The sequence below is a fragment of the Streptomyces sp. H39-C1 genome, assembly GCF_027158125.1.
GTDB classification, from domain to species: domain Bacteria; phylum Actinomycetota; class Actinomycetes; order Streptomycetales; family Streptomycetaceae; genus Actinacidiphila; species Actinacidiphila fildesensis.
Genome location: NZ_JAPVLS010000042.1, coordinates 52,956 through 73,570, shown reverse-complemented (window position 1 = coordinate 73,570; position 20,615 = coordinate 52,956). Strand labels below are relative to the sequence as shown.

The 20,615-nt window shown below is 69.8% G+C and carries 18 protein-coding genes; 11 read left to right on the top strand and 7 right to left on the bottom strand.

All coding sequences use genetic code 11. The features are described 5' to 3' along the window. Together O3W51_RS26175 and O3W51_RS26170 are read left to right on the top strand one after the other, a co-directional pair. Positions 1–1,609: MMPL family transporter (locus O3W51_RS26175; RefSeq protein WP_269287460.1), on the top strand; the 1,609-nt coding region annotated here is incomplete at its 5' end. Between the two features lie 253 nt (positions 1,610–1,862). After that, positions 1,863–2,288 (top strand): DUF6299 family protein, encoded by a 426-nt coding sequence (locus O3W51_RS26170; RefSeq protein ID WP_138352389.1) that lies wholly within the window; start codon positions 1,863–1,865, stop codon positions 2,286–2,288. Positions 2,289–2,312: 24 nt separating this feature from the next. Here O3W51_RS26170 and O3W51_RS26165 read toward each other — a convergent pair whose 3' ends face one another. The 4 genes from O3W51_RS26165 to O3W51_RS26150 form a co-directional block, all read right to left on the bottom strand. After that, positions 2,313–2,720: an SHOCT domain-containing protein gene (locus tag O3W51_RS26165; protein ID WP_138352390.1), complete on the bottom strand. Its 408-nt coding sequence runs from the start codon at positions 2,718–2,720 to the stop codon at positions 2,313–2,315. 47 nt (positions 2,721–2,767) lie between these two features. After that, a complete protein-coding gene (locus O3W51_RS26160) occupies positions 2,768–3,412 on the bottom strand; it encodes a GAP family protein (protein ID WP_138352391.1) in 645 nt (214 codons plus the stop codon). Positions 3,413–3,491: 79 nt separating this feature from the next. Continuing rightward, positions 3,492–3,938, bottom strand: coding sequence for a DUF7144 family membrane protein (locus tag O3W51_RS26155; protein ID WP_138352392.1), 447 nt, complete (start codon positions 3,936–3,938; stop codon positions 3,492–3,494). A gap of 245 nt (positions 3,939–4,183) precedes the next feature. Then, on the bottom strand, positions 4,184–6,190 hold the full coding sequence (locus O3W51_RS26150) for a pentapeptide repeat-containing protein (protein ID WP_138352393.1): 2,007 nt from the start codon (positions 6,188–6,190) through the stop codon (positions 4,184–4,186). Between the two features lie 196 nt (positions 6,191–6,386). On the opposite strand from O3W51_RS26150, the gene O3W51_RS26145 reads away from it, so the two are divergent. Further along, entirely contained in the window at positions 6,387–8,987 is a 2,601-nt protein-coding gene (locus tag O3W51_RS26145) for an MDR family MFS transporter (RefSeq protein WP_244808951.1), read from the top strand. Positions 8,988–9,135: 148 nt separating this feature from the next. Continuing rightward, positions 9,136–9,504 carry a cupin domain-containing protein gene (locus O3W51_RS26140; protein ID WP_138352394.1) on the top strand — a complete coding sequence of 123 codons (369 nt, stop codon included), beginning with the start codon at positions 9,136–9,138 and terminating at the stop codon, positions 9,502–9,504. A 328-nt stretch (positions 9,505–9,832) separates the two neighbouring features. Here O3W51_RS26140 and O3W51_RS26135 read toward each other — a convergent pair whose 3' ends face one another. Then, positions 9,833–10,384, bottom strand: coding sequence for a DinB family protein (locus O3W51_RS26135; RefSeq protein ID WP_138352395.1), 552 nt, complete (start codon positions 10,382–10,384; stop codon positions 9,833–9,835). 64 nt (positions 10,385–10,448) lie between these two features. Next, the gene (locus O3W51_RS26130; protein ID WP_138352396.1) at positions 10,449–10,862 is read right to left on the bottom strand and encodes an arsenate reductase ArsC; all 414 of its coding nucleotides are present in this window, start codon (positions 10,860–10,862) and stop codon (positions 10,449–10,451) included. A 79-nt stretch (positions 10,863–10,941) separates the two neighbouring features. On the opposite strand from O3W51_RS26130, the gene O3W51_RS26125 reads away from it, so the two are divergent. Together O3W51_RS26125 and O3W51_RS26120 are read left to right on the top strand one after the other, a co-directional pair. Next, positions 10,942–11,256: an ArsR/SmtB family transcription factor gene (locus O3W51_RS26125; protein WP_138352397.1), complete on the top strand. Its 315-nt coding sequence runs from the start codon at positions 10,942–10,944 to the stop codon at positions 11,254–11,256. A 27-nt stretch (positions 11,257–11,283) separates the two neighbouring features. Further along, entirely contained in the window at positions 11,284–12,093 is an 810-nt protein-coding gene (locus tag O3W51_RS26120) for an aquaporin (protein WP_138352398.1), read from the top strand. Positions 12,094–12,172: 79 nt separating this feature from the next. On the opposite strand, the gene O3W51_RS26115 is transcribed toward O3W51_RS26120, so the two are convergent. After that, entirely contained in the window at positions 12,173–13,684 is a 1,512-nt protein-coding gene (locus O3W51_RS26115; protein ID WP_269287458.1) for an RICIN domain-containing protein, read from the bottom strand. A gap of 304 nt (positions 13,685–13,988) precedes the next feature. Between O3W51_RS26115 and O3W51_RS26110 the strand changes: the two genes are divergently transcribed. The 5 genes from O3W51_RS26110 (at position 13,989) to O3W51_RS26095 (ending at position 20,572) form a co-directional block, all read left to right on the top strand. Next, entirely contained in the window at positions 13,989–14,288 is a 300-nt protein-coding gene (locus O3W51_RS26110) for a WXG100 family type VII secretion target (protein WP_138352399.1), read from the top strand. 87 nt (positions 14,289–14,375) lie between these two features. Beyond that, positions 14,376–17,090 carry an FtsK/SpoIIIE domain-containing protein gene (locus tag O3W51_RS48525; RefSeq protein ID WP_306664980.1) on the top strand — a complete coding sequence of 905 codons (2,715 nt, stop codon included), beginning with the start codon at positions 14,376–14,378 and terminating at the stop codon, positions 17,088–17,090. Beyond that, positions 16,997–18,790 carry an FtsK/SpoIIIE domain-containing protein gene (locus O3W51_RS48520; protein WP_331284094.1) on the top strand — a complete coding sequence of 598 codons (1,794 nt, stop codon included), beginning with the start codon at positions 16,997–16,999 and terminating at the stop codon, positions 18,788–18,790. Before O3W51_RS48525 ends, O3W51_RS48520 begins: the two co-directional genes overlap by 94 nt. After that, positions 18,790–19,068 carry a hypothetical protein gene (locus tag O3W51_RS26100; protein WP_138352400.1) on the top strand — a complete coding sequence of 93 codons (279 nt, stop codon included), beginning with the start codon at positions 18,790–18,792 and terminating at the stop codon, positions 19,066–19,068. The genes O3W51_RS48520 and O3W51_RS26100 overlap by 1 nt, the downstream gene beginning before the upstream one ends. 22 nt (positions 19,069–19,090) lie before the next feature. Next, positions 19,091–20,572 carry a DUF308 domain-containing protein gene (locus O3W51_RS26095; protein WP_138352401.1) on the top strand — a complete coding sequence of 494 codons (1,482 nt, stop codon included), beginning with the start codon at positions 19,091–19,093 and terminating at the stop codon, positions 20,570–20,572. Positions 20,573–20,615: the final 43 nt, after the last annotated feature.

Here is a 20,615-nt window from a genome sequence, read left to right as displayed (position 1 = left end):
CGTGGGCACCTTCGCGGAGCTCTTCGTCCTCGGCAGCGTCACCGATGTCTCCGTCTTCGCGATCAACCTGACCACGGCCCTGGGGCTCGGCCTGGGCATCGACTACGCCCTGCTCATGGTCAGCCGCTTCCGGGAGCAACTCGCGGCAGGGGCGGGCGTGGACGACGCCGTCCGGCGGACGGTGAGCACCGCGGGCCGCACAGTCGCGTTCTCCGCCGCCACGGTGGCAGCAGCACTCGGAGCACTCCTGGTGTTCCCCCAGTACTTCCTGCGCTCGTTCGGCTACGCCGGGATCGGTGTCGTCGCCATCGCGGCCCTCAGCACCCTGTTCGTCATGCCGGCGCTGTTCATCGTCCTGGGGCACCGGGTCAACAGCGGGCGGCTGCCGTGGGCGAACCGAGGGCGAGGGAGCTCCGACACGCGGACCCCGTTCTGGGGACGGCTGGCCGGCACGGTCATGCGGCGCCCCGCGCTCACCGCACTGCCCGTGCTCGCGGTCCTGCTGCTGGCGGCGAGCCCGCTGCTGGGCATCACCTTCGGCACACCGGACGAACGCGTGCTGCCCGACGACGCCGCGAGCCGCCAGGTCTCGTCGGTCCTGCGGGAGAAGTTCAACGGCAACGACGACGCGGCCCTCCACGTCGTCATCGACCAACCCGTCAGCAAGGCCCCGTTGGAGTCGTACGCCGTCGAACTGTCCGGACTCAAGGGCGTCGTCCGCGTCGAGACCAGCACGGGAATCTTCGCCGGCGGACGGTCCACGGCGACCGACCCCGGCAACACCGCCCTCGGCCGCCCCGACGCACAGCAGATCAACGTGGTGAGCAGCCTGCCACCGAAGTCGGGGGAAGCTCAGAGCCTGGTCAAGGAGGTGAGGTCGATCGCCCCGCCCGCCGGGGCACACCCCCTGGTCGGCGGAGTCGACGCCGCACTGGTCGACTCCAAGGACTCCATCGCCGGCCAACTCCCACTCGCCATCGCCCTGGTCGCTCTCACCACCTTCGTCCTGCTCTTCCTGTTCACCGGCAGCGTCGTGCAGCCGCTGCGTGCGCTGCTCCTCAACATGATCAGCCTGGGGGCGACGCTCGGCGTCATGACCTGGATCTTCCAGGACGGCCACCTCTCCTCCTTGCTCGGATTCACCGCGCAGCCCATGGAGGTGTCCATGACCGTGCTGATGTTCTGCATCGCCTTCGCCCTGTCGATGGACTACGAGGTGTTCGTCACCAGCCGCATCAAGGAACTCCACGACCTGGGCGAGGACAACGAGTCCGCCGTGACCAACGGCCTCGGGCACACCGGACGCATCGTCACCGCGGCGGCGTGCCTGCTCGCGGTGAGCTTCTTCGCCTTCGGGACGGCCAAGCTCAGCTTCATGCAGATGTTCGGCCTCGGCAGCGGACTGGCCGTCCTCATCGACGCCGTCGCCGTACGCGGCATCCTCGTACCCGCAGCGATGCGTGTGCTCGGCCGCTCGGCCTGGTACGCGCCCGGCTTCCTGCGCACCTTCCACGCGCGGTTCGGCCTCAGCGAAGGCGGCCCCGCGCCCGCGGCCGCGCCGGAGCTCGTCGACGAGTCGCCGTACGCGAAGAACTCGGCGCAGGTCTGACCACGCGAGAGCGCACCCACGCAGTGCCCGCCTCCACCGCACCGGAGGCGGGCACGGTCGTGCCGCGCGATCGACTCGACGCTGCCCTGCTGACGAGTTCGCCTGCTCCCCGCCGGCCTGTCCTCAAGCGCTTGGCTGTGATGCAACCGGGTGACGTGGGATGTATGCCGTCGGACGTTCGGTCGGCGGAGGGCCGGGATCCGGTACATGTGGAACCTCTTGTTCCTGGCTGCATACTCCCAGCGGTGCCCTCATGTCCTTGCGCCCCGTTCTCGGCGCCGTCGCCAGTGCCGCGCTGCTGCTCCTGCTCAATGTCCCCATGGCATCGGCGGACCCGAGCGAGGTAGTGACCGTCGACCCAACCGGTAGTCTCGCAGCCGACGGGACCATCACCCTCTCCGGCACCTACCGCTGTGCAAGTGGACAGAACCCCGTGTTCGTGTCCTCCTCCGTGTCCCAGGGCGACACCCGTGTCCGCTACGGCATCGGTGGCACCAACGCCGTCTGCGACCAGACGGAGCACCGTTGGGTCAACTCCGAGAAGCTCGCCCGGGGCACCGTCACAGCAGGCGCCGTCCGTGTTGAAGCCACCGTGATGGAACTGGACTCCAGCGGAGGTCTCCCCCTGCCGAGGCTCCACGTGGCCGGGCAGCAGGACGTCAGGCTCGTCGCGGGCTGAGAAGAGCGGTCTGCCGCTCCGCCCTCAGGCCAGGAGTTTGGTCTTGGCCTGCTCGAATTCCTTGTCCGTGATGTCGCCGTGCTTCTTGAGTTCGGCGAGCCTGGCGAGCTCGTCGGTGGTGCTGCTGGTGCCGGCGGCGGCACGCACGTACGTCTGGAACTCCTCCTCGTGGCGCCTGGCCTGGTGCACGTCGCGCTCGTGCATGCCGCTGCCCCGGACGATCAGGTACACGAAGACGCCCAGGAACGGCAGGACCAGGACGAAGAACGCCCAGAAGGCCTTCATCCAGCCGTTCAGCTCGTGGTCACGGAAGATGTCAGCGATGACACGGAACAGCAGCATGAACCACAGCACCCACAGAAAGATGACCGCTATGGTCCAGAACAGGTTCAGCATCGGATAGTCCGATGCCAGGCTCACCGATTGGTTCATGGTCTTCTCCGTCGGTCGCGGTTGTTCTCAGGTCGCCGGTTGTGGTCTCAACTGACGAGTCCGTAAAGGCTCTGTCCCACCAGCCATAGGCCGAGTCCGAGCGACAGGCTCACGATCGCCTGGTCCTGGTGACCCTCGATCCAGGAGCGCAGACCGCTGAGTCCGGTCGCGGCGGCGGTCGGCCTGAAGGTGGCGTAGAGCTCCATGACCAGCAGGCTGGAGGTGGCCAGCAGGACGTAGCCGATCAAGGCCAGGTAGGTGGCGAGGGACGACAGGTTCGCCTGCACCACCGTCGCTCCACCGGCGGCGACGATGCCCCATGGCTGGAGCAGGATTCCCAGTCCCGCCGCGGACCACAGGGATATGTTGTCGAGTCGGGCGAACCACTTGGGGGACTGGCGTGGCCGGCGCCCACGGCGCCGTTTGCGCTCGCCGTAGAACACCATGCCGAAGCCCAGCAACAGTTTCACGGCCAGGGCGGCGGTGGACGGCGCACTCTTGTGCACGAGGGGTTCCCCGCCGGTCACCAGGACCACTCCGGCGATGACAAGTACCAGACACGCCAGCCAGGCCAGGATGAACGCCAGTCCCTTGCGCACTCCTTTGAGCCCCGAGAGAAGCAGGATGAACGCGGTGTTGTGCAGGGGCCCCAAGGTGATGGCCAGACCGATGACGACGAGGTCAAGCACCATGGCTGCCTCCACGGGAGAGCCGCGTTCGGTGAGTTGAGCAGATGGGATCTGCTCAACTCACGGCGGCGGCACTCGTCGGTCAGGATCGGGCTGCTGATGTCCCGGAGCGTGCGGGGGTGCACAGGGCATAGATGACGAAGATGTCGATGGCGATCAGGACGATCGCCCAGAACGGGTTGTAGGGCACCCACATGAAGTTGGCGATCAGGCTCAGTCCGACGAGGATGACGCCCACGGCGCGCGCCCACAGGGCTCCGGAGAAGAGAGCGCAGCCGGCGAGAAGCACGATGATGCCCAGGATGAGATGGATCCAGCCCCAGCTGGTCAGGTTGAACTGGAACGTGTAGTTCGTGGTTCTGACGAACAGGTCGTCCTTGGCGATGGCGGAAATCCCCTCGAGGATGGCCATGGCGCCGCTGAAGATCATCATGATCGCCGCGAACACAATCCAACCGGACTGACTGGCGAACGATGACCCGCCGGTACGGGTGCCTGCGGCCTGCGCCTGGTTGACGTTGCTGGCCATAGGTGCCTCCGTGATCAGGGGAGTCGCACGGAGCGGCCCTCTGAGCAGGCCGGTCGGCAGCTCCTCTACCAGCGTTCCACGACAATGCCGATCCCGCTCACTGTGCCGACCATGGGGTGCTGACGCTGGACCGGACGTGGGAGTTGAGACAGTGAGTAGTGGTGCAATGACTTGGAGTGATGAAGGCGTGGCTGCCTCCTGGGCATTCAGCGCGGACGATCGGGCCGGTGCCCGCATGGCGGCGGTCAGCGTTTGATGCGTCCGCGTACGGCGAGTGCGGCCAGGGCCAGGAGGATGGGTTCCAGCAGACGGGAAGTCATCTCGATGTAGGTGCCGGCAGTGGTGAGGTTCTGTCCGGAGGAGCGGAAGACCACGGAGTTGACGGCGACGCGAGTGGCTTTCTCGGTGCGCGCCGCGGTCATGCGCCGGCTGAGACTGCCGCGCAGGGAAGGATCCGGTGAGCTGGTGGTGAGGCTGATGGCGCTGCCGCGGAGGGTTCCTGTGGTGGCGGGGTCGGGGTCGTGGTCGGGCAGTCCGAAACCGCTGAGTAGGAGGATGGTCACCGACATGGCTGCCAGTAGCCAGGCCAGGGCGCGGGAGGAGCGCAGGCCGTACCCGGAGAGCAGCCAGTAGCCCCACAACAAGCCGCGTTCGCCGCGGGGGGTGGAGGCGCGGTCGTGGCGGCGCATCTCCATCTCGCCGTAGTAGAAGTCGGCGGCGCCAGGCTCGTTCTTGCCGTCCTCGAACGCTTTGCGCAACTGTCGGTAGAGCGCGGCCACGTCTTCGGGGTCGGGAGTGAGGCCGGGGTCGGGGTGGTGAGGACCTTCGCTCCAGACCCGGGCCGACGGTGGCCGGCCGGCCACCGGTGCGGGTTGGCCGGCGTTCCGGGCGCGCCAGTGGTGCTCTTCCGCCAACGTCCGCCGGCGGGTCCACCGGTAGGGCCAGATGCCGCGGAGGTGCCAGCCGGCGGGGGCCGGGGCGAGAGTGCAGCGGCCCTCCAAGCGGAGCTGGTCGAGATGGAAGGCCCCGGAGAACAGGCACTTGGTCAGATCGGTGTCGGTCAGGACCAGGTGCGCGGCATCGACACCCTGAACCGATTGCACCGTGGCCTGGGGAGCTGCCCCGGCCAACAGGCTCTCGCCGCTCGGCGCGCGGTAGGCGAAGGGAGCCGGGTGGGCGGTGACCGCGGCGGGGGCGGACAGGACCGCGTGGCTGAGGTCCACTGCCGCGTAGCGGAGCCGCATCGTCATCGTCGCCTCCCATCGGGTCCGTACGTAGTCCACTCGACGCGCCGCGATTTCGAGGGTCACCGGCGTCTCGAATACCGCGCCGCTCAGATTGACTGTCCGGGCACAGAGCACCGGCCCGAAGGACGACGCTGCCGCAAACCGCGCGCTGGAGAACCGGGCGTCCCCACTGAACTGCGCCCCGTCGAAACCGGCTTCCCCGGTGAACTGCGTCGCAAGGAACTGGGCGTCCCCAGCGAACTGCGCTCCATCGAACTGGGCGTCCCCACTGAACTGAACCCCGTCGAAACCGGCTTCGCCGCTGAACCGCGCATCGAGGAACCGGGCGCCCTTGGTGAAGCAGGCCGTGTCGAACGAGGCATTAACGGCGAATTCAGCCTCGCTGAACCAGGCGTTCTCGCTGAACCGGGTCTCGCGGAATCCAGCAGGTCCGCTGAACTCCGCTCTGTCGAAGTGGGCATCCTCGGTGAACTGCGCCATGTCGAACGCGGCGTCCTCAACGAACCGCGTCCCGTCGAACCAGGCGTCCTTCATGAACCGTGTCCCGCTGAACCAGACACTCTTGGAGAACTGCGCCTCGGTGAACCAGACGGCGTCGTGGAACTGGACCTCGCGGAAGCGGGCTTGCCCGGTGAACCGTGCACCGTGGAACCAGGCGGGTCCGGTGAACCGCGCCCCGTTGAACCGGACGTTCTCGCGGAACGTCGCCTCGGCGAAGTAGGCGGAGCCGAAATGCGGGTTCCCCGTGGCGGGGTCGCGCACCGCGTCGAGGACCTGGTTGAGGAGGGACCGGGTGAGCGGGGTTCCGCGGAGGTCCACATCACTGCCGGACGTCAGGCCGGCGAGGTGGGCGGCGCGGTCGGCGTCGGCGAGGTGAGCCAGGCAGGCGGTACTGCCAGGGGTGTGGACGCCTCGGCAACCAATGGGGTCGTGAGCCGGATCCGCACCATGCCCGCAGTGCGGCCAGCCAGGGGTCAGGGGTACGGGTGTCGGGGGTGCGCTCATGGGTGGCGGCTCCAGCTGCTCGATCGATAGGACCTTACCGACCAGGGCCGACAGGACGCGCCGGAGCGGGTGAACCGCACGCGGGACGGGTTGCTCGCAGATGGCCGCAGTCGCGACACCGCCCCGCATAAGGGACTTCCGCACCGGACTCCAGAATCGGACACCGGGGTCCTGGCTCCTCAAGTATCTTGCTGCGGTGGACCAGTTGATCACCGAAGACCCGACCCATATGGGCCCGTACCGCCTGATCGCCCGCCTGGGCGCGGGCGGAATGGGTCTGGTCTACCTGGGCCGTTCGGAGGCCGGACGGACCGTGGCCGTGAAGGTGGTGCAGGCCGAGCACGCTCAGCACCCCGAATTCCGCAAGCGGTTCGCGCGAGAGGTAGCGGCGGCCCGTCGGGTGGGCGGGGCCTGGACGGCGGACGTGCTCGACGCCGACACCGAGGCCGCCGTGCCCTGGGTGGCGACCCAGTACATCCCGGGGCCGGACCTGCAGACGGTGGTCGCCAAGGACTTCGGACCGCTGCCCGAGCATTCGGTACGCACCCTCGCCAACCGCCTCGCCCTCGCGCTGCAGGCTGTTCACGAGGTGGGCCTGATCCACCGCGACCTGAAGCCGTCCAACGTCCTCGTCACCGTCGACGGCCCCCGCGTCATCGACTTCGGCATCGCTCGGGCGATGGACAGCCTCGCCGGGGACAGCCTGCACACCCGCACCGGCATGCTGATCGGCTCCCCGGGGTTCATGTCGCCGGAGCAGGTACGCGGCCTTGAACTCACCCCCGCCAGCGACGTCTTCTGCTTGGGTGCCGTGCTCGTCTACGCCGCCACCGGGCGCCTCCTGTTCGGCGCCACGGACACCGGCCTCAACGCCCACCTCTTCCGGATCGCCGAGGAGGAAGCGGACCTGACCGGTGTACCGGAATCGCTGGTCGATCTCGTACGCGCCTGTCTGCACAAGAACCCGGCCGAGCGGCCCGCACTGCAGCAGATCGCGGCGCACACGGCGGCGGACGGGAACGGCGAATGGCTCCCTGGCCCCGTGCTGGCCCAACTCGGCCGACATGCGGCTCAGTTGCTGGACTATGCCCCTGCGATGCGGACCGCTCCGCCGGCCCCGGCTTCCGTCGTCCCCGTCCAGCCGCTGCCCCCCATGCCCGTGTACACCCCGACGGCCCCGGCGGACTTCCGTCCGGCTCCGGGCTTCGGCCCGCCACCGGGGCCGTACCCCGGCTCCTGGCCCGCGCCCCCTGTCCCGGCGGACGTCCACGGCCCGCATCCCCGGCGCTGGTGGGGCCTGGCGGTGATCACGCTGGCACAGTTGCTGGTGCTGATCAATGGGTCGTACCTGGACATGATCGAGCCGGCCGTCATGGCCGATCTGCAGATCCCTCACGACGACCTGAGCCTGCTGTACCTCGCCCATCCCCTCGCCTTCGGGGGTCTGCTCCTCCTCGGCGGGCGCATCGCGGATCTCATGGGCCGTAAACGGGCGCTGATCATCGGTCTGGCCGGCTTCGCGGTGGCCTCCGCGCTCGGCGGCGCGGCCGCGGGCGGCGACATGCTCATCTGGGCCATGGCGCTGCAGGGTGTCTTCGCCGCTCTGCTGTGGCCGTCGGCGCTGTCCCTGCTGGCCACCTCCTTCACCGACCCGAAGGAGCGCGGCAGGGCCTTCGGGGTCTTCGGTGTCATTGCCGGCGGCGGCTCGGCGATCGGACTGCTCGTGGGCGGTTGGGTGGTCACGAAACTGGACTGGCGCCTCGGTCTGTACATCAACGTCCTGATCGCCGTGGTCGCCGGGATCGGCGCGGCCACCCTGGTGCACGAGCGTCCGGGCCGCACTGCGGTGCGCCTGGACCTACTCGGCGCGGTGCTCGGCACCGGCGGACTCTTCGCCCTCACCCTCGGCTTCAACAAGGCCGGGACATGGGGCTGGACCGACCCCCGGATCGCGGCCCTACTGGTGGGTGGCGTCCTGCTGCTCGCGGCCTTCGTGGGGTGGCAGACCCAGGCGTCGACCCCGTTCCTGCCGCCCTACGTCTTCAGGGACCGAGCCCGCCTCGGCGCCTTCCTCACCATGGTCGTGGCAAGTATGGGACTTGTCGCGCTGTTCCTGACCGAGACCTTTTATCTCCAGGATGTCCTCGGTTACGACCCGTTCCGGTCCGGCGTCGCCTTCCTGCCCACAGTCGGCGCGATGGTCATCGGGTCCACCCAGATCTCCGCCCGCCTGCTGCACCGCGTCGGACCCCGCGCCTTGATGGTGCCGGGCCTGGCACTCGTGGCCGTCGGCGTTCTGCTCCTGACGCGCCTCACGCTCGACAGCACCTACTCCGCCCAGGTGCTGCCGAGCATGCTCCTCACCGGTCTCGGCACAGGCATGGCCTTGATGCCGCTCTTCGCCATCGCGACGGCCGGCACCACCCCGCAGGACTCCGGTGTGACCTCGGCATCGGTGAACGCCGCTCAACAGTTCGGGGGTTTGATCGGAGTCGTGGGGTTCAGCAGCATCCTCGGCTCGGCCATCGTCGCCCGGGTGCACGATCTGTCCGGGCTCCCGCCAGGCCTTGACGAGCTGGCCCGGAGCGGGCGCGCCAGCAGCCAGCGAGGGCTCCCACCGTCGCTGTCGAAGCCGCTCGCCGAAGCGACCATGAGCGGATACACCTCCACCCTCTGGTGGGTGGCCGGCATCCTGCTGCTCGCGGCCCTGGTAGCGGGCCTGATGATCCCGCCCACCGGCCCCACGACCGAGCCGGCAGCTCTCTACGGCAAGGGCGGCCACGTCGGACCTTCATGACGCGAGAGGGCGGCGTGACCCCGGCGTAATGAAAGTACGTGACGGGCGGTGGTCGGGCTCCGCCGCTCATCGGCTGAATCGCCACGTACCCGGGGCGGGTCTAGGCTGGAGGTGGACTCGGGGCCATTTCCCGCTGAGGTGGTTGATCATGACCGGACTGGTGTTCCGGAGTTTCGACTCCGCTGACGAGACAAGACCGTTCGAGGACGGCAAGGGCAGGCTGGACCTGCTCGAAACCGATGGTGGACCGGTCGGTCGGGCGGTCTTTGAGCCTGGCTGGCGCTGGTCCGAGCACATCAAGCCGATGGCCGGCACCGACAGCTGCCAGTCGGCCCATACCGGGTACGTGGTGAGCGGCCGGATCAAGGTCGTCATGGACGACGGCGAGAGCGCCGAGGCGGGTCCGGGCGACTTCATCCAGATCGCACCAGGACACGACGCCTGGGTGGTCGGCGACGAACCCTGCGTGGCGCTGGACTGGACCGGCTACGGAGATTACGCGAAGCCGACTTCGTAACAGGGTCCCGCGGGAGTCAGGCCCGGGCAGCCGGGCCTCGATCGCCTCCGTCAGCCACTCCAGGAAGAGCGCGACCGGCTCGGCCGGAGCCGATGCCGGGTCGAACGTGGCGAGGGGGCCGGCGAACACCTCCAGACCCCGCAGCCACGCACGTACATCCCGCGATCCGTCCGCCGCACCCATCAGGATCTCCGTCCCCGTCGCGTCCCACCGGTCACGACCGTACTGACCGCCCACGCTCCCGGCGACGGGTTCCGGACCCCGTCCCGAGGGCGTTACGACCGCCGGAACACCGCCCAGGAAGCGGACGCCCGCGCACGCGGCCTGATCACCTCGGCGGATCCTCGCCCGTCAGGCCGTCGACGGATTCGCGGATGAGGTCGGCGTGACCGACGTGGCGGGCGTACTCCTCGATGAGGTCCAGCAGGATGCGGCGGAGGTTGGGGTGTTCGCCGCTGCGGGTGACATAGGCGCCGAGCTGATCCAGTCCGCCCTCGCTGAGTGCTTGGTCAACGGTGGCACGGGAGCGGGCGACCGATTCCTGCCAGAGAGTGCGCAGTTGCTCGGGAGTGTCCTCGGCGGCCGAGCGGTAGTCCCAGTCGGGGACGCTGTCCCAGTCGACGGTGTCCCAGGGGGCGCCGGCGGCGGAGCCGAGCCACAGCCGGGCGAAGTGGCTGTCTTCCACGTGCGCCAGATGTTTGAGCAGCCCGCCCAGAGTGACGGTGGATGCGCCAACCGTGGCTTGCAGACCGGCGCTGTCCAGGCCGGAGCACTTCCAGGCGAGCGTGGCCCGCTGGCGTTCGAGGGCGCCGAGGACGGCTGCCGCCTCGGTACCGGCGAGGGGAGGTTCCGGCCATGTTTCCGCAGTGAACTCAGTCATGGCCGCAGACCTTAGCGAACGGCTCCGACAGCGCGTACCGGCGGACCCAACCGGCCGACCGCGCTCATGCGGCGGGCTCCGGGGCGATCTCGGCGATCAGGTTCTCGATGAGGGCCTTGATCTCATCGCGGATCGGGCGGACGGCCTCGACGCCCTGGCCGGCCGGGTCCTCCAGCTTCCAGTCCAGGTACCGCTTGCCGGGGAAGACCGGGCAGACGTCGCCGCAGCCCATCGTGATGCAGACGTCGGACGCCTGGACGGACTCGACCGTCAGTACCTTGGGGATCTCCGCCGAGATGTCGATGCCGACCTCGCGCATCGCCTCCACTGCCGCCGGATTCACCTGGGCGCCGGGGGCGGAGCCGGCGGAGCGGACCTCGACGCGGTCTCCGGCCAGGTGGGTGAGCCATGCGGCCGCCATCTGGGAGCGGCCGGCGTTGTGGACGCAGACGAAGAGGACGGATGGCTTGTCGGACACGGTGTTCTCGTTCCTTCTGTCGGCGAGCGTCGTGGGCGGGAGCTGGCATCAGCGCTCACTGATGTGAAAGTATCAGCAGATGATGACGTCAGTCGACACTGACCTGATGCGGGTTCTCGCCGACCCGCTCAGGCTGCAGATCGTGACCCTTCTCGCCCGGGAGACCTTGTGCACCACGCACCTGGTGGAGGAGACCGGGGCCAGACAGACCAACCTCTCGAACCACCTCAGGGTGCTGCGCGAGGCAGGCGTGGTCGATACCGAACCCTGCGGCCGATTCACGTACTACAAGCTGCGGCCGGACGTCATGGAAGCCCTGGCCGGGTCCTTCACCGAGCTCGCCGCCACCGCTCGCGCCACCGCCGAGGGCAACCTCAAGCGTTCCTGCCCCTGATCTCCGTACCTGCATTGAGGAGTCCCGTTGAGTGCCACCGAGGCCGGCGCCGCGACCACGGCGGAATCGCCGCCCATACCTGAGACCGGCCCCCAGCCTGCCCCGGGCGCCACCCCGCCCCGCGTCCCGCTGGCCCACCGGGCGGCAGCGGAACTGGTCGGCACCGCCGCCCTCGTGGCTGTGGTCGTCGGCTCCGGCATCCAGGCAACCCGGCTCAGCAAGGATGTGGGCCTGCAACTGCTGGCCAACTCCACTGCCACGGTCTTCGGCCTCGGCATCCTGGTCCTGCTGCTCGGCCCGGTCTCCGGTGCCCACTTCAACCCCGCCGTCACCCTCGCCGAGTGGTGGAACGCACGGCGCGGCGGCGCAGGCGTGACCGGCCGCGAGGTTGCCGTGTACCTCCCCGCGCAAGTGGTCGGGGCGATCGGCGGCGCGGTCCTGGCGGACGCGATGTTCGGCGAACCGCTCGTGAAGTGGTCCACGCACGACCGCTCGACCGGACACCTGCTGCTGGGCGAGGTCGTCGCCACCGCCGGACTCGTCCTGCTGATCTTCGGCCTGGCCCGCACCGGCCGACTGCGCTTCGCACCGGTCGCCGTCGCCTCGTACATCGGTGCCGCCTACTGGTTCACCTCGTCGACGTCGTTCGCCAATCCGGCGGTGACGATCGGCCGGGCTTTCACCGACACCTTCGCCGGGATCGCCCCGAGCTCGGTGCCCGGCTTCATCGGCGCCCAACTCGCCGGCGCCGTTGTGGGCCTGGCCCTGGTCGCGCTCGTCTTCGGCCGGACCGGCACCGCTGCTGCGGCAGCCACCGCCGCAGCGGGAGCCGAATGACCCACGCCGCGCGGGTGCAGTGATCGGCGGCGGCCCAGCCAGGGCTCGCCGCCGGCTACCACCTGCGCCAGTTCGGCGTTCAGCCTCGTTTGAAGACCGCCTCAGCCTTGTTGTGGCCGCAGGGAAGCAGCTGGATCGCCGTGCCGCCGTTCACCGTGCCCACGCACAGTTTGGCCTGCTCGGAGTAGACGGTGCTGTTGCCGGCGCGGACGGAGAACCGCTGCGCCGGATTGCCGCTGCAGTTCGCGAGCTGCACCACCGTGCCGGGGGCGGTGGCACCCCAGGCGGCGTCCATGCAGAGGCCTTTCGTCCGGACCGTGCCGTTCGAGGGGTCCCACTTCTGGTTCGCGCTGCCGTCGCACGCCGCCAGGATCAGCGGTGTGCCGTCCGAGGCCTTCGATCCGCTGAGGCACTTGCCGGTGCCGGGGTTCACCAGCGCGGTCGCCGTTCCGGCATTGCCCCCGTTGGTGGTTCCCCCGCTCGCGGGGGGAGTGCTCGCCGTCGGCTTCGAAGTGGCGGCGTCCTGGGGAGCCCCCTGGGTGCCGGGGGCCTTGGCCCCGGGTGCGGAGGACGATGAGGAGTCCTTCAGCGTGAGAACGAGGGCAGTGCCCATCAGGCAGGCGCCGACCGCGGTCGCCACGATCACCCAGCGGCGGGTGAACGGCCCTCCTCTCCGGCGGTTCTCGGGTGCGGCCCCGCCGACGGGGTGGCCGGCAGGATCGGCACCCGCCTCCTCATGGGCGGGCGCGTCCGATGACGGATGCAGCCGGCGTGCCACGGGCTCGTCCAGGAGGCCGGTGTCCACGACACCGTTCGCGTCGATGGTGAAGCGCCACCGCGGCTGGTCGACCCGGCCGACGACGACCACCGACCAGCGTCCGTCCGGATCGTCCGCCAGCTTGGTGATGCGTTCGCGTTGGCGGTCACGGCCGCCGGGCAGACCGACCAGCAGTGCCACCCCGCCGCTCACGTCGTCCAGCGCGGCATCGCCGTCGGTCAGGGCCTGGGTCGGTGACTCGGCCGATCCGAACCGCTCCGCGGCCCCTGGTCTGAACCCGATCCGGACCACCTGCACACCCTGTGACCACGGGCTCGTGGTGAGCTCGCGGGTCCACGCCTCGGCCAGGGCCCTTGCCTGCCGGGCGTCGCCCTCCAGGCTGATGATGCCGCCGACCTGACTGAGGTTCAGCAGCGCGAAGCCCGAGGCGGTGTCGCCGAGCGAGACCAGCTTCGGGTACGGGTCCGGCAGTGACTCCGCCACACTCGCGCTCTGCAGCATGCGCAGCCGCGCATGCCAGGTCCGGCCGCCGTGATCGGCGGTCCACCCGACGGGGGGACGCTCGTCGGGGGTCTTGAGGCGAAGCCAGACGGTGTCGGGTCCGACGACGACCACATGGGCCACGGGAACACCGCGGTTCTCGCGGTCGCAGGCGGTGGCCAGGACGCGTACGACCCGGTCCACGGTCCACAGGCCGTGATCGGCGCCCCGGGCCGGCCCCGATCGTGCCTCGGTCCTTCGCGACCTGCGCAGCCGGGCACGCCAGTCGCCGCGGCGAGGAACGCGATCAGCGGATCGGCTCGGCAGTGTCACCTGTGGCCCCTCGGTTGTGGGCGGCTGGTCGTGTCGGGCGCGCACCCCGCCAGGCGCGGCTGGCCGCGTCGTCAGGAGCTGCCCCACCACGAGCGGAGCGCACGGGGTTTTCGTCGTGCCCCGAACGTTGGCCTTCCCGCCAGGGAAGTGTCAACGCCGGGCAGGGGGAGGGCTTGGGCCCAAGGGCCCAAGCCTCCAGCCGGTGTTCTGGACCGCCACTGGGTCCGTTCCTAGCATCGGCAGCGTCCGTGCCGAACGAGTCGGTGCGTACCGAGACGCTCGGCGACACCAGAAGGGACACACCATGGCGAATCTGAACGTCACCTACCAGGAGATGTCGGACACCGCGAACACGATGCGCACCAACAAGGCCGATATCGACGACAAACTCACGCAGTGCAAGAGCATCGTCGACGGCCTGACGGCCAGCGGCTTCGTCACCGAGCAGGCATCGGGAAAGTTCGACGAAGTGCACACCGAGTTCGTCACCTCGGCCAATCAGGCCATGGAGACCCTGGACCAGCTGTCGGTGTGGCTCGACAAGGCCGTGGACGCGCTGCGTGACATGGACACCCAGCTCTCCGGTTCCCTCAACCAGAAGTAGCCGGCCCAGAGCGGCCGGCGCCGTACGTGCGCCCCGCGCCGGCCGCTCCCTCGGCTCGGGCGCCCGGACTGATGAGGGTGGGGAACCATGCCCATGATGATCACCATTGCCCGGCTACCGGACTGGTCGGCCGACGTGGTCGTGGATGCCGATCCCACCACCGTCCTCCGCGACGTCGTCAAGAACCTGCTGGACAGCCTTGATGCGTCGCAGACCCCGCCGTCCGGCGATCCGGGTGTGACGGCGGTCTATCTCGCCGATCAGCCGCTCGACCTCTCCACGCCCCTGGCGGACAGCGGGATCCACGACGGCACCGTCCTGTGGCTCGGCACGCCCGGCCCCGTCGCGGGCCCGGACACCGGTCTGGCCACGGTCAGGGCCGTGGCGGGCGCCGACGCCGGGCGGGTCTGGTACCTCGACGCGGGCGAGCACCGCATCGGATCCGGTGCCGGTTGCCGCATCATCATGGGCAGTGACCAGCCGGCGGTGGTCGCCGTCGTCCGGGTGTCCCTCGACGCCTCGGTGCACGTGCGCGCGGGCACGTCCTCCGCCCTGCTCGACCGCACCCCGCTGCCCGACCACGAGGTCGCCTGGCGGGAGACGTCCCAACTCCTGGTCGGGAAAACCATCCTGGAGGCGTATCCGCTGCTGAGCCCGGATGCCGTCGTCGAACCCTCGCCAGAGGGTGAGTACCTGGACTACAACCGTCCCCCTCGGCTGCTTCCCTTCGAGCAGCGCACCGCGTTCCGCCTCCCGAACCGGCCCAAGCCGTCGGCACCGAGCGCACTGCCCTGGCTGGCGGCAGCGCTGCCCGCCGTCTTCGGCGGCGCGTTCGCGGTGATGATGGACAACCCGTTGTTCCTGATGATGGCGGCGATGTCGCCGGTCATGGTCCTCGGGAACTGGTTCACCGGGCGGCGTCAGGGCCGGATCAGCAACCGGCGTCAGCTGGCCGAACACCAGGCCCAGCTCGAGGCCACCGAAGCCGAGATCACGGCGGCGCTGGAGCAGGAACGCTTGGACTACCGCGCCGCCAGCCCGGACCCGGCCGAGTTGCTCGTCATCGCGACCGGTCCGCGGGCCCGGCTCTGGGAACGCCGCCGCACCGATCCTGACCACCTGCTGGTCCGGGTCGGCATCGCCGACCTGCCCACCAAGATCTCTGTCGAGGGGGGCGACGGCACGCACCGCCAACGGGAAGTCCGGGCGGTGCGGGACGTCCCCGCGGCCTTCTCCATCGCGCAGACGGGTGTCGTCGGTGTCGCGGGGCTCGGCGACTGGCCGCGTCGTACCGCGCGCTGGCTGGTCGGTCAACTGGCCGTGCTGCAGAGTCCTCGCGACGTGCAGCTGTACATCCTGACCGACCCGGCGGGGGAGTCGCTATGGGAGTGGGCGGCTTGGCTGCCGCACACCCGGCCGATGCTGGGGCAGCAGGCGCTGGCTCTGCTGGGTGCCGACGCCGAGACGCTCGGCCGCCGGGTCGCCGAGCTGACCGAGCTCATCAACGCACGTCAGCAGGCGCGTCTCAACGCCGGCTTCGGGGCGGTGCTCGCCGACCCGGACGTCGTCGTGGTGCTGGACGGTGCCCGACGACTGCGGGCGTTGCCCGGAATGGTGACGATCCTGCAGGAAGGACCCGCGGTCGGCGTCTACAGCATCTGTGTGGACGCCGACGAACGCACCCTGCCTGAGGAGTGCGCGACCGTCCTGGTCGGGGGCGCCGCGCGGCCGGCCACCCTACGGCAGCAGCGCGCGGCACAGATCGACGACATCCTCGCGGACGAGGTGGCGGACAGCTGGTACGCGGCGACCGGGTGCCGGCTGGCGCCCCTGCGCGATGTCAGCGACAACCAGGGCGAGGCCGCGCTGCCGGCCGCCGCGCGCCTGCTGGAGGTCCTCGGACTGGAGGAGCCGACCGGTGCCTCGATCGCTGCCCGCTGGCGTGCCTCGGGCCGTACCACCAAGGCTGTGGTCGGCTATTCGCTCAGCGGCCCGTTCGCGCTCGACCTGGTCAACCACGGCCCGCACGGCCTGGTGGCGGGCACGACCGGTTCGGGCAAGTCGGAGTTCCTGCAGACCCTGGTGGCGTCGCTGGCCGTGGCCAACCGCCCGGACGCCATGACCTTCGTCCTGGTCGACTACAAGGGCGGTGCCGCGTTCAAGGACTGCGTCCAACTGCCCCACACCGTCGGCCTGGTGACGGACCTGGACACGCATCTCGTCGAGCGGGCCCTGGCCTCGCTGAGCGCCGAGTTGACCCATCGCGAGCACCGGCTCGCGGCCGCGGGCGCGAAAGACCTGGAGGACTACCTCGACTACGCCAGCCGACGGCCCGAACTGGCTCCCATACCACGCCTGCTCATCGTCATCGACGAGTTCGCCTCCATGGCGCGCGAGCTGCCCGACTTCGTCACCGGCCTGGTCAACGTCGCCCAGCGCGGCCGTTCGCTGGGCATCCATCTGATCCTGGCGACCCAACGCCCGTCCGGTGTGGTGTCGGCGGAAATCCGCGCCAACACCAACCTGCGGGTCGCGCTGCGGGTGACCGATTCCGGAGAGAGCACCGATGTCATCGATGCCCGGGAAGCCGCGAGCATCCCGGCGTCGACTCCGGGGCGGGGCTACGCCCGGCTCGGGCACAGCTCGCTGATCCCGTTCCAGACCGGCCGGGTGGGGGCCGCCGCCCGCCGGCCGACCGGACAGCGGTCGTGGCCGTCCCGTTCCTGCAGCCGGTCTCGTGGCTGGACCTCGGCCTGCCCGCGCCGCAGCGCCCGCACAGCACGGCCGAGACCAACGAACTGACCGACCTGTCAGTCCTGGTGACAGCGATCAGACAGGCCAACGACATGGTGGGCATCGCCCCGCAGCGCCGGCCGTGGCTGCCGCCGCCGCTGCCGCTGTCGCCGGTGGTCGAGCTGGCGGCGGATCCGGTCCGCGGTACCCGGGAGGATCCGTCCTTCTCCTGGGCGGTACAGGACCTGCCGACGCAGCAGCGCCAGGAACCCGTGACGGTGGACCTGGCCACCTTCGGGCACCTGCACATCAGCGGAGGCCCGCGCTCCGGGCGCTCCGCGGCGCTGCGGACCTTCGCGGCCGCGGCGGCCAGTGAGTCCAGCGTCGCCGACCTGCACCTGTACGGGCTCGACTGCGGCAACGGAGCCCTGCTTCCGCTCACCAAGCTGCCGCACTGTGGCGCGGTGGTGCAGCGCTCGGAGACCGACCGGGCCGTCCGGCTGCTGCAACGCCTGGACGCCGAGGTGCGGAACCGTCAGCGACTGCTCGGTGAGGGAGGCTTCGCCGATGTGTCGGAGCAGCGGGCGGCCGCCCAGGAGTCCGAGCGGTTGCCCCATATCGTGCTGTTGCTCGACCGCTGGGAAGGGTTCATGGGAACCCTCAACGAGTACGACGCCGGGGCGCTGACCGAACTGATCCAGACCCTGCACCGCGAGGGCGCCAGCGCCGGGGTGCACGTGGTCATCGCCGGTGACCGCATGTTGCTGACCGGCCGGATGAGTTCGCTGTGCGAGGACAAGCTGGTGCTGCGGCTGTCGGACCGCAGCGACGCCAGCCTGGCCGGGCTGAACCCGCGGAAGATCCCGGAGAACCTGCCACCGGGCCGTGGTTACCGCGCGGGCAGCGCGATCGAGACCCAGGTCGCGCTGGTGGCGGCCGACCCGGCGGGTCCGGCGCAGGTGGCCGCGGTGCATGCGCTGGCCGCCCGGCTCGTCGAGCGGGAAGCGGGGGTCGAGAAGTCGGCGCGGCCGAACCGGATCGCGGTGCTGCCCACGGACCTCACGTTCGAGCAGGCGTGGGAGGCGGTCGGGACCCCGGCCCCCATGTGGGCACTGGTGGGGGTCGGCGGCGACGACCTCGAGCCGGTCGGGGCCGACCTGCTGGGTGATCAGCCGACCTTCCTGGTCGCCGGACCGTCCCGGTCCGGGCGCAGCACGGCACTCGCCGTCATGGCGGAGTCGCTGCTGCGCGGTGGCACCGAGATCGTCATCGGTGCCCCCATGAACTCCCCGCTGCGCGGCTTCGAGGGCCGGCCCGGGGTGCGGGGTGTCATCACCGGCGAGGAGCCGGCGGAGCGGGAGTTCTCCGAACTGCTGGACCCCGGTGACGGTCCGGTGGTGCTCCTGGTCGACGATGCCGAGGCATGGCGCGACCTGCGCTGCCGGGACTGGCTGAAGGCGTTCGTCCGCAAGGCTTCGGGGAGCAACCGGGGCGTGATCCTCGGCGGGAACGTCGCCTCGGTAGCGGCGGGCTTCTCCGGCTGGCAGGCGGAGGTCAAGAAGAACCGGCGCGGCGCGCTGCTGTCCCCTCCCGGCATGGGCGACGGCGACCTGGTCGGCGTCCGGCTGACGCGTTCTCAGATCGCCGCCAGGGTCGTGCCGGGCGCGGCACTGGTCCACCTGGGCAGCGGCAGCCTGCTGACCACCCAGATCCCTTCGGCAGCGCCGGCCCGGCCCGGCGGACCCACCCACGACACGCGGGAGCAGTGATGGCAGACCTGGTGGTGAAGGACCTGAAGGACCTGGTCAGCGATCTCAACGAACTGATCAGCCAGTTCGAGGGGGCGTTGGACTTCCAGAACGACGACAAGGGGCTCTGGGGTCAGCACAACGCCAATCTGTCGATGGGCGACTTCGCGGACAACTGGACCGTCCACCGCGACGCGATGGTCAAGGACATGAAATCCCTCCGCGACAAGGTGACCAAGATCGACGATGCGTGGTCGCAGGGGGAACAACAGCTGATGGACACGTTCCAGAACGGTTGACGAGTCGCTCAAGGAGAACCGCATGGCAATCAGAAATCTCGACTGGTCGTCGCTGGACCTGGACTCGGACCCCGCCTACGCCGACCCCGACGTGGTGAGCGCGGCGCAGAAGCGTTACAGCCACATCGCCACGACCATCGATGACGCGACCGCCAAGCTCGGGCAGATCGTGGACAGCGACAGTGACAGCCTCGCCGGCCAGTACGTCGAGGGGCTGAAGTCCGAGGCCGGCACCCTCAAGGACAGCCTCGGCAAGGCCGCGGTGCGCTACCACGATGTCGCCAACGAGATCGGCAAGTATGAGCCGGATCTGGACCGGGGGCTCAGCGAGACCGCCGGCGCGCTTCAGGACGCCGACGAGGCCCAGGGCTCCCAGACCAAGGCGAAGGGCCTACCGGATCCGACGAAGAGTCCGGACGGCACCATCACCCCCGAGGAACAGCAGAAGGGCACCGACAAGGAGAAGGCCAACTCCGAGGCGGACTCGAAGATGGCAGCGGCGAAGACGCGGCTCAACAACGCCGTGGACGCTCTCAACGTGGCCGGCAAGCGCTTCGGCGACGCGGTCAGCGCCAGAAGGTACACCGATGGGCTGACCGACTCCTACAAGGACAAGCTCGATGCCGTCATGGCCAAGATCAGCCAGATCTTCGCCATCATCGGCATGATCCTGGGCGTCCTCGCGATCCTCATCCCCGGTGTGAACGTCATCGTCATCGCCGGGGTGGTCGCCGGTGCCGTCACGCTGATCGCCAACATCGTGCTGTACGTCGACGGCAAGGGCAGCGTCCTGGACGTCGTGCTCGGGGCGGTCGGGCTCGGCCTGGCCGGTCTGGGCGCCATCGTCGCGGTGGTGGGCAAGGGGATTTCCAGTATCGCCAAGGCCGCCGCCCTCGCGAACCGGCCGGGCGGAGCCGGCGGCATCCAACTGGTGCCGTTGCGGCCGCCCGCCGGCTCCATTCCGAACTTCTCCAGGCCGTTCGGGGCGGGCAACCCGCGTCCCGGCGGAGGTGTCCCGAACTTCTCCCGGCCGTTCGGGCCGAACAACAGGCCGGGAAACGTGCCGGGTCGCCCTGCCCCGGGCTCCCAACCGGCCGGGGCACCGCCGCCGAACGTGGCCGCCGACTGGCAGAACACGTCGAAGTGGTTCAACAATCCGGCCACCAACTGGCTGCTGGGCAAATTCGGCGCCACCACCCCCGAGATCGGGTTCTGGGCATCGAACTGGGCCGGGCTCCAGGGCGCCGGCAAGATGTGGGGCACCCTGCTGAGCGATCCGGCGAAGTTCGGAAAGGACTTCGCGAGCATCCTCGGCGGTATCAAGGGGCCCCTCGACCTGTCGGCCATCACCAAGGCGGCCGGCCTCGGGGGCATCTCGTCGCTGTGGTTCGTCTGGGGCGGCGTGAACGGCGCGTTCGGCATCGGCGCCGGCTTCATCTACACCGGTGGGCGCCTGGTCGGCTGGATCCCCGCGGTCAACCCGCCGGGCCAGGCCGCCTCGTGAGGACGGGAGAGACGATGAGCGACGACCGGCCGGCGCCGACGCA

Excerpts from the sequence above, each read along its gene's own strand:
- O3W51_RS26170 (WP_138352389.1), top strand. The coding sequence starts at position 1,863 with ATGTCCTTGCGCCCCGTTCTCGGCGCCGTCGCCAGTGCCGCGCTGCTG.
- O3W51_RS26165 (WP_138352390.1), bottom strand. The coding sequence starts at position 2,720 with ATGAACCAATCGGTGAGCCTGGCATCGGACTATCCGATGCTGAACCTG.
- O3W51_RS26160 (WP_138352391.1), bottom strand. The coding sequence starts at position 3,412 with ATGGTGCTTGACCTCGTCGTCATCGGTCTGGCCATCACCTTGGGGCCC.
- O3W51_RS26155 (WP_138352392.1), bottom strand. The coding sequence starts at position 3,938 with ATGGCCAGCAACGTCAACCAGGCGCAGGCCGCAGGCACCCGTACCGGC.
- O3W51_RS26150 (WP_138352393.1), bottom strand. The coding sequence starts at position 6,190 with ATGAGCGCACCCCCGACACCCGTACCCCTGACCCCTGGCTGGCCGCAC.
- O3W51_RS26140 (WP_138352394.1), top strand. The coding sequence starts at position 9,136 with ATGACCGGACTGGTGTTCCGGAGTTTCGACTCCGCTGACGAGACAAGA.
- O3W51_RS26135 (WP_138352395.1), bottom strand. The coding sequence starts at position 10,384 with ATGACTGAGTTCACTGCGGAAACATGGCCGGAACCTCCCCTCGCCGGT.
- O3W51_RS26125 (WP_138352397.1), top strand. The coding sequence starts at position 10,942 with ATGATGACGTCAGTCGACACTGACCTGATGCGGGTTCTCGCCGACCCG.
- O3W51_RS26110 (WP_138352399.1), top strand. The coding sequence starts at position 13,989 with ATGGCGAATCTGAACGTCACCTACCAGGAGATGTCGGACACCGCGAAC.
- O3W51_RS48525 (WP_306664980.1), top strand. The coding sequence starts at position 14,376 with ATGCCCATGATGATCACCATTGCCCGGCTACCGGACTGGTCGGCCGAC.
- O3W51_RS26100 (WP_138352400.1), top strand. The coding sequence starts at position 18,790 with ATGGCAGACCTGGTGGTGAAGGACCTGAAGGACCTGGTCAGCGATCTC.
- O3W51_RS26095 (WP_138352401.1), top strand. The coding sequence starts at position 19,091 with ATGGCAATCAGAAATCTCGACTGGTCGTCGCTGGACCTGGACTCGGAC.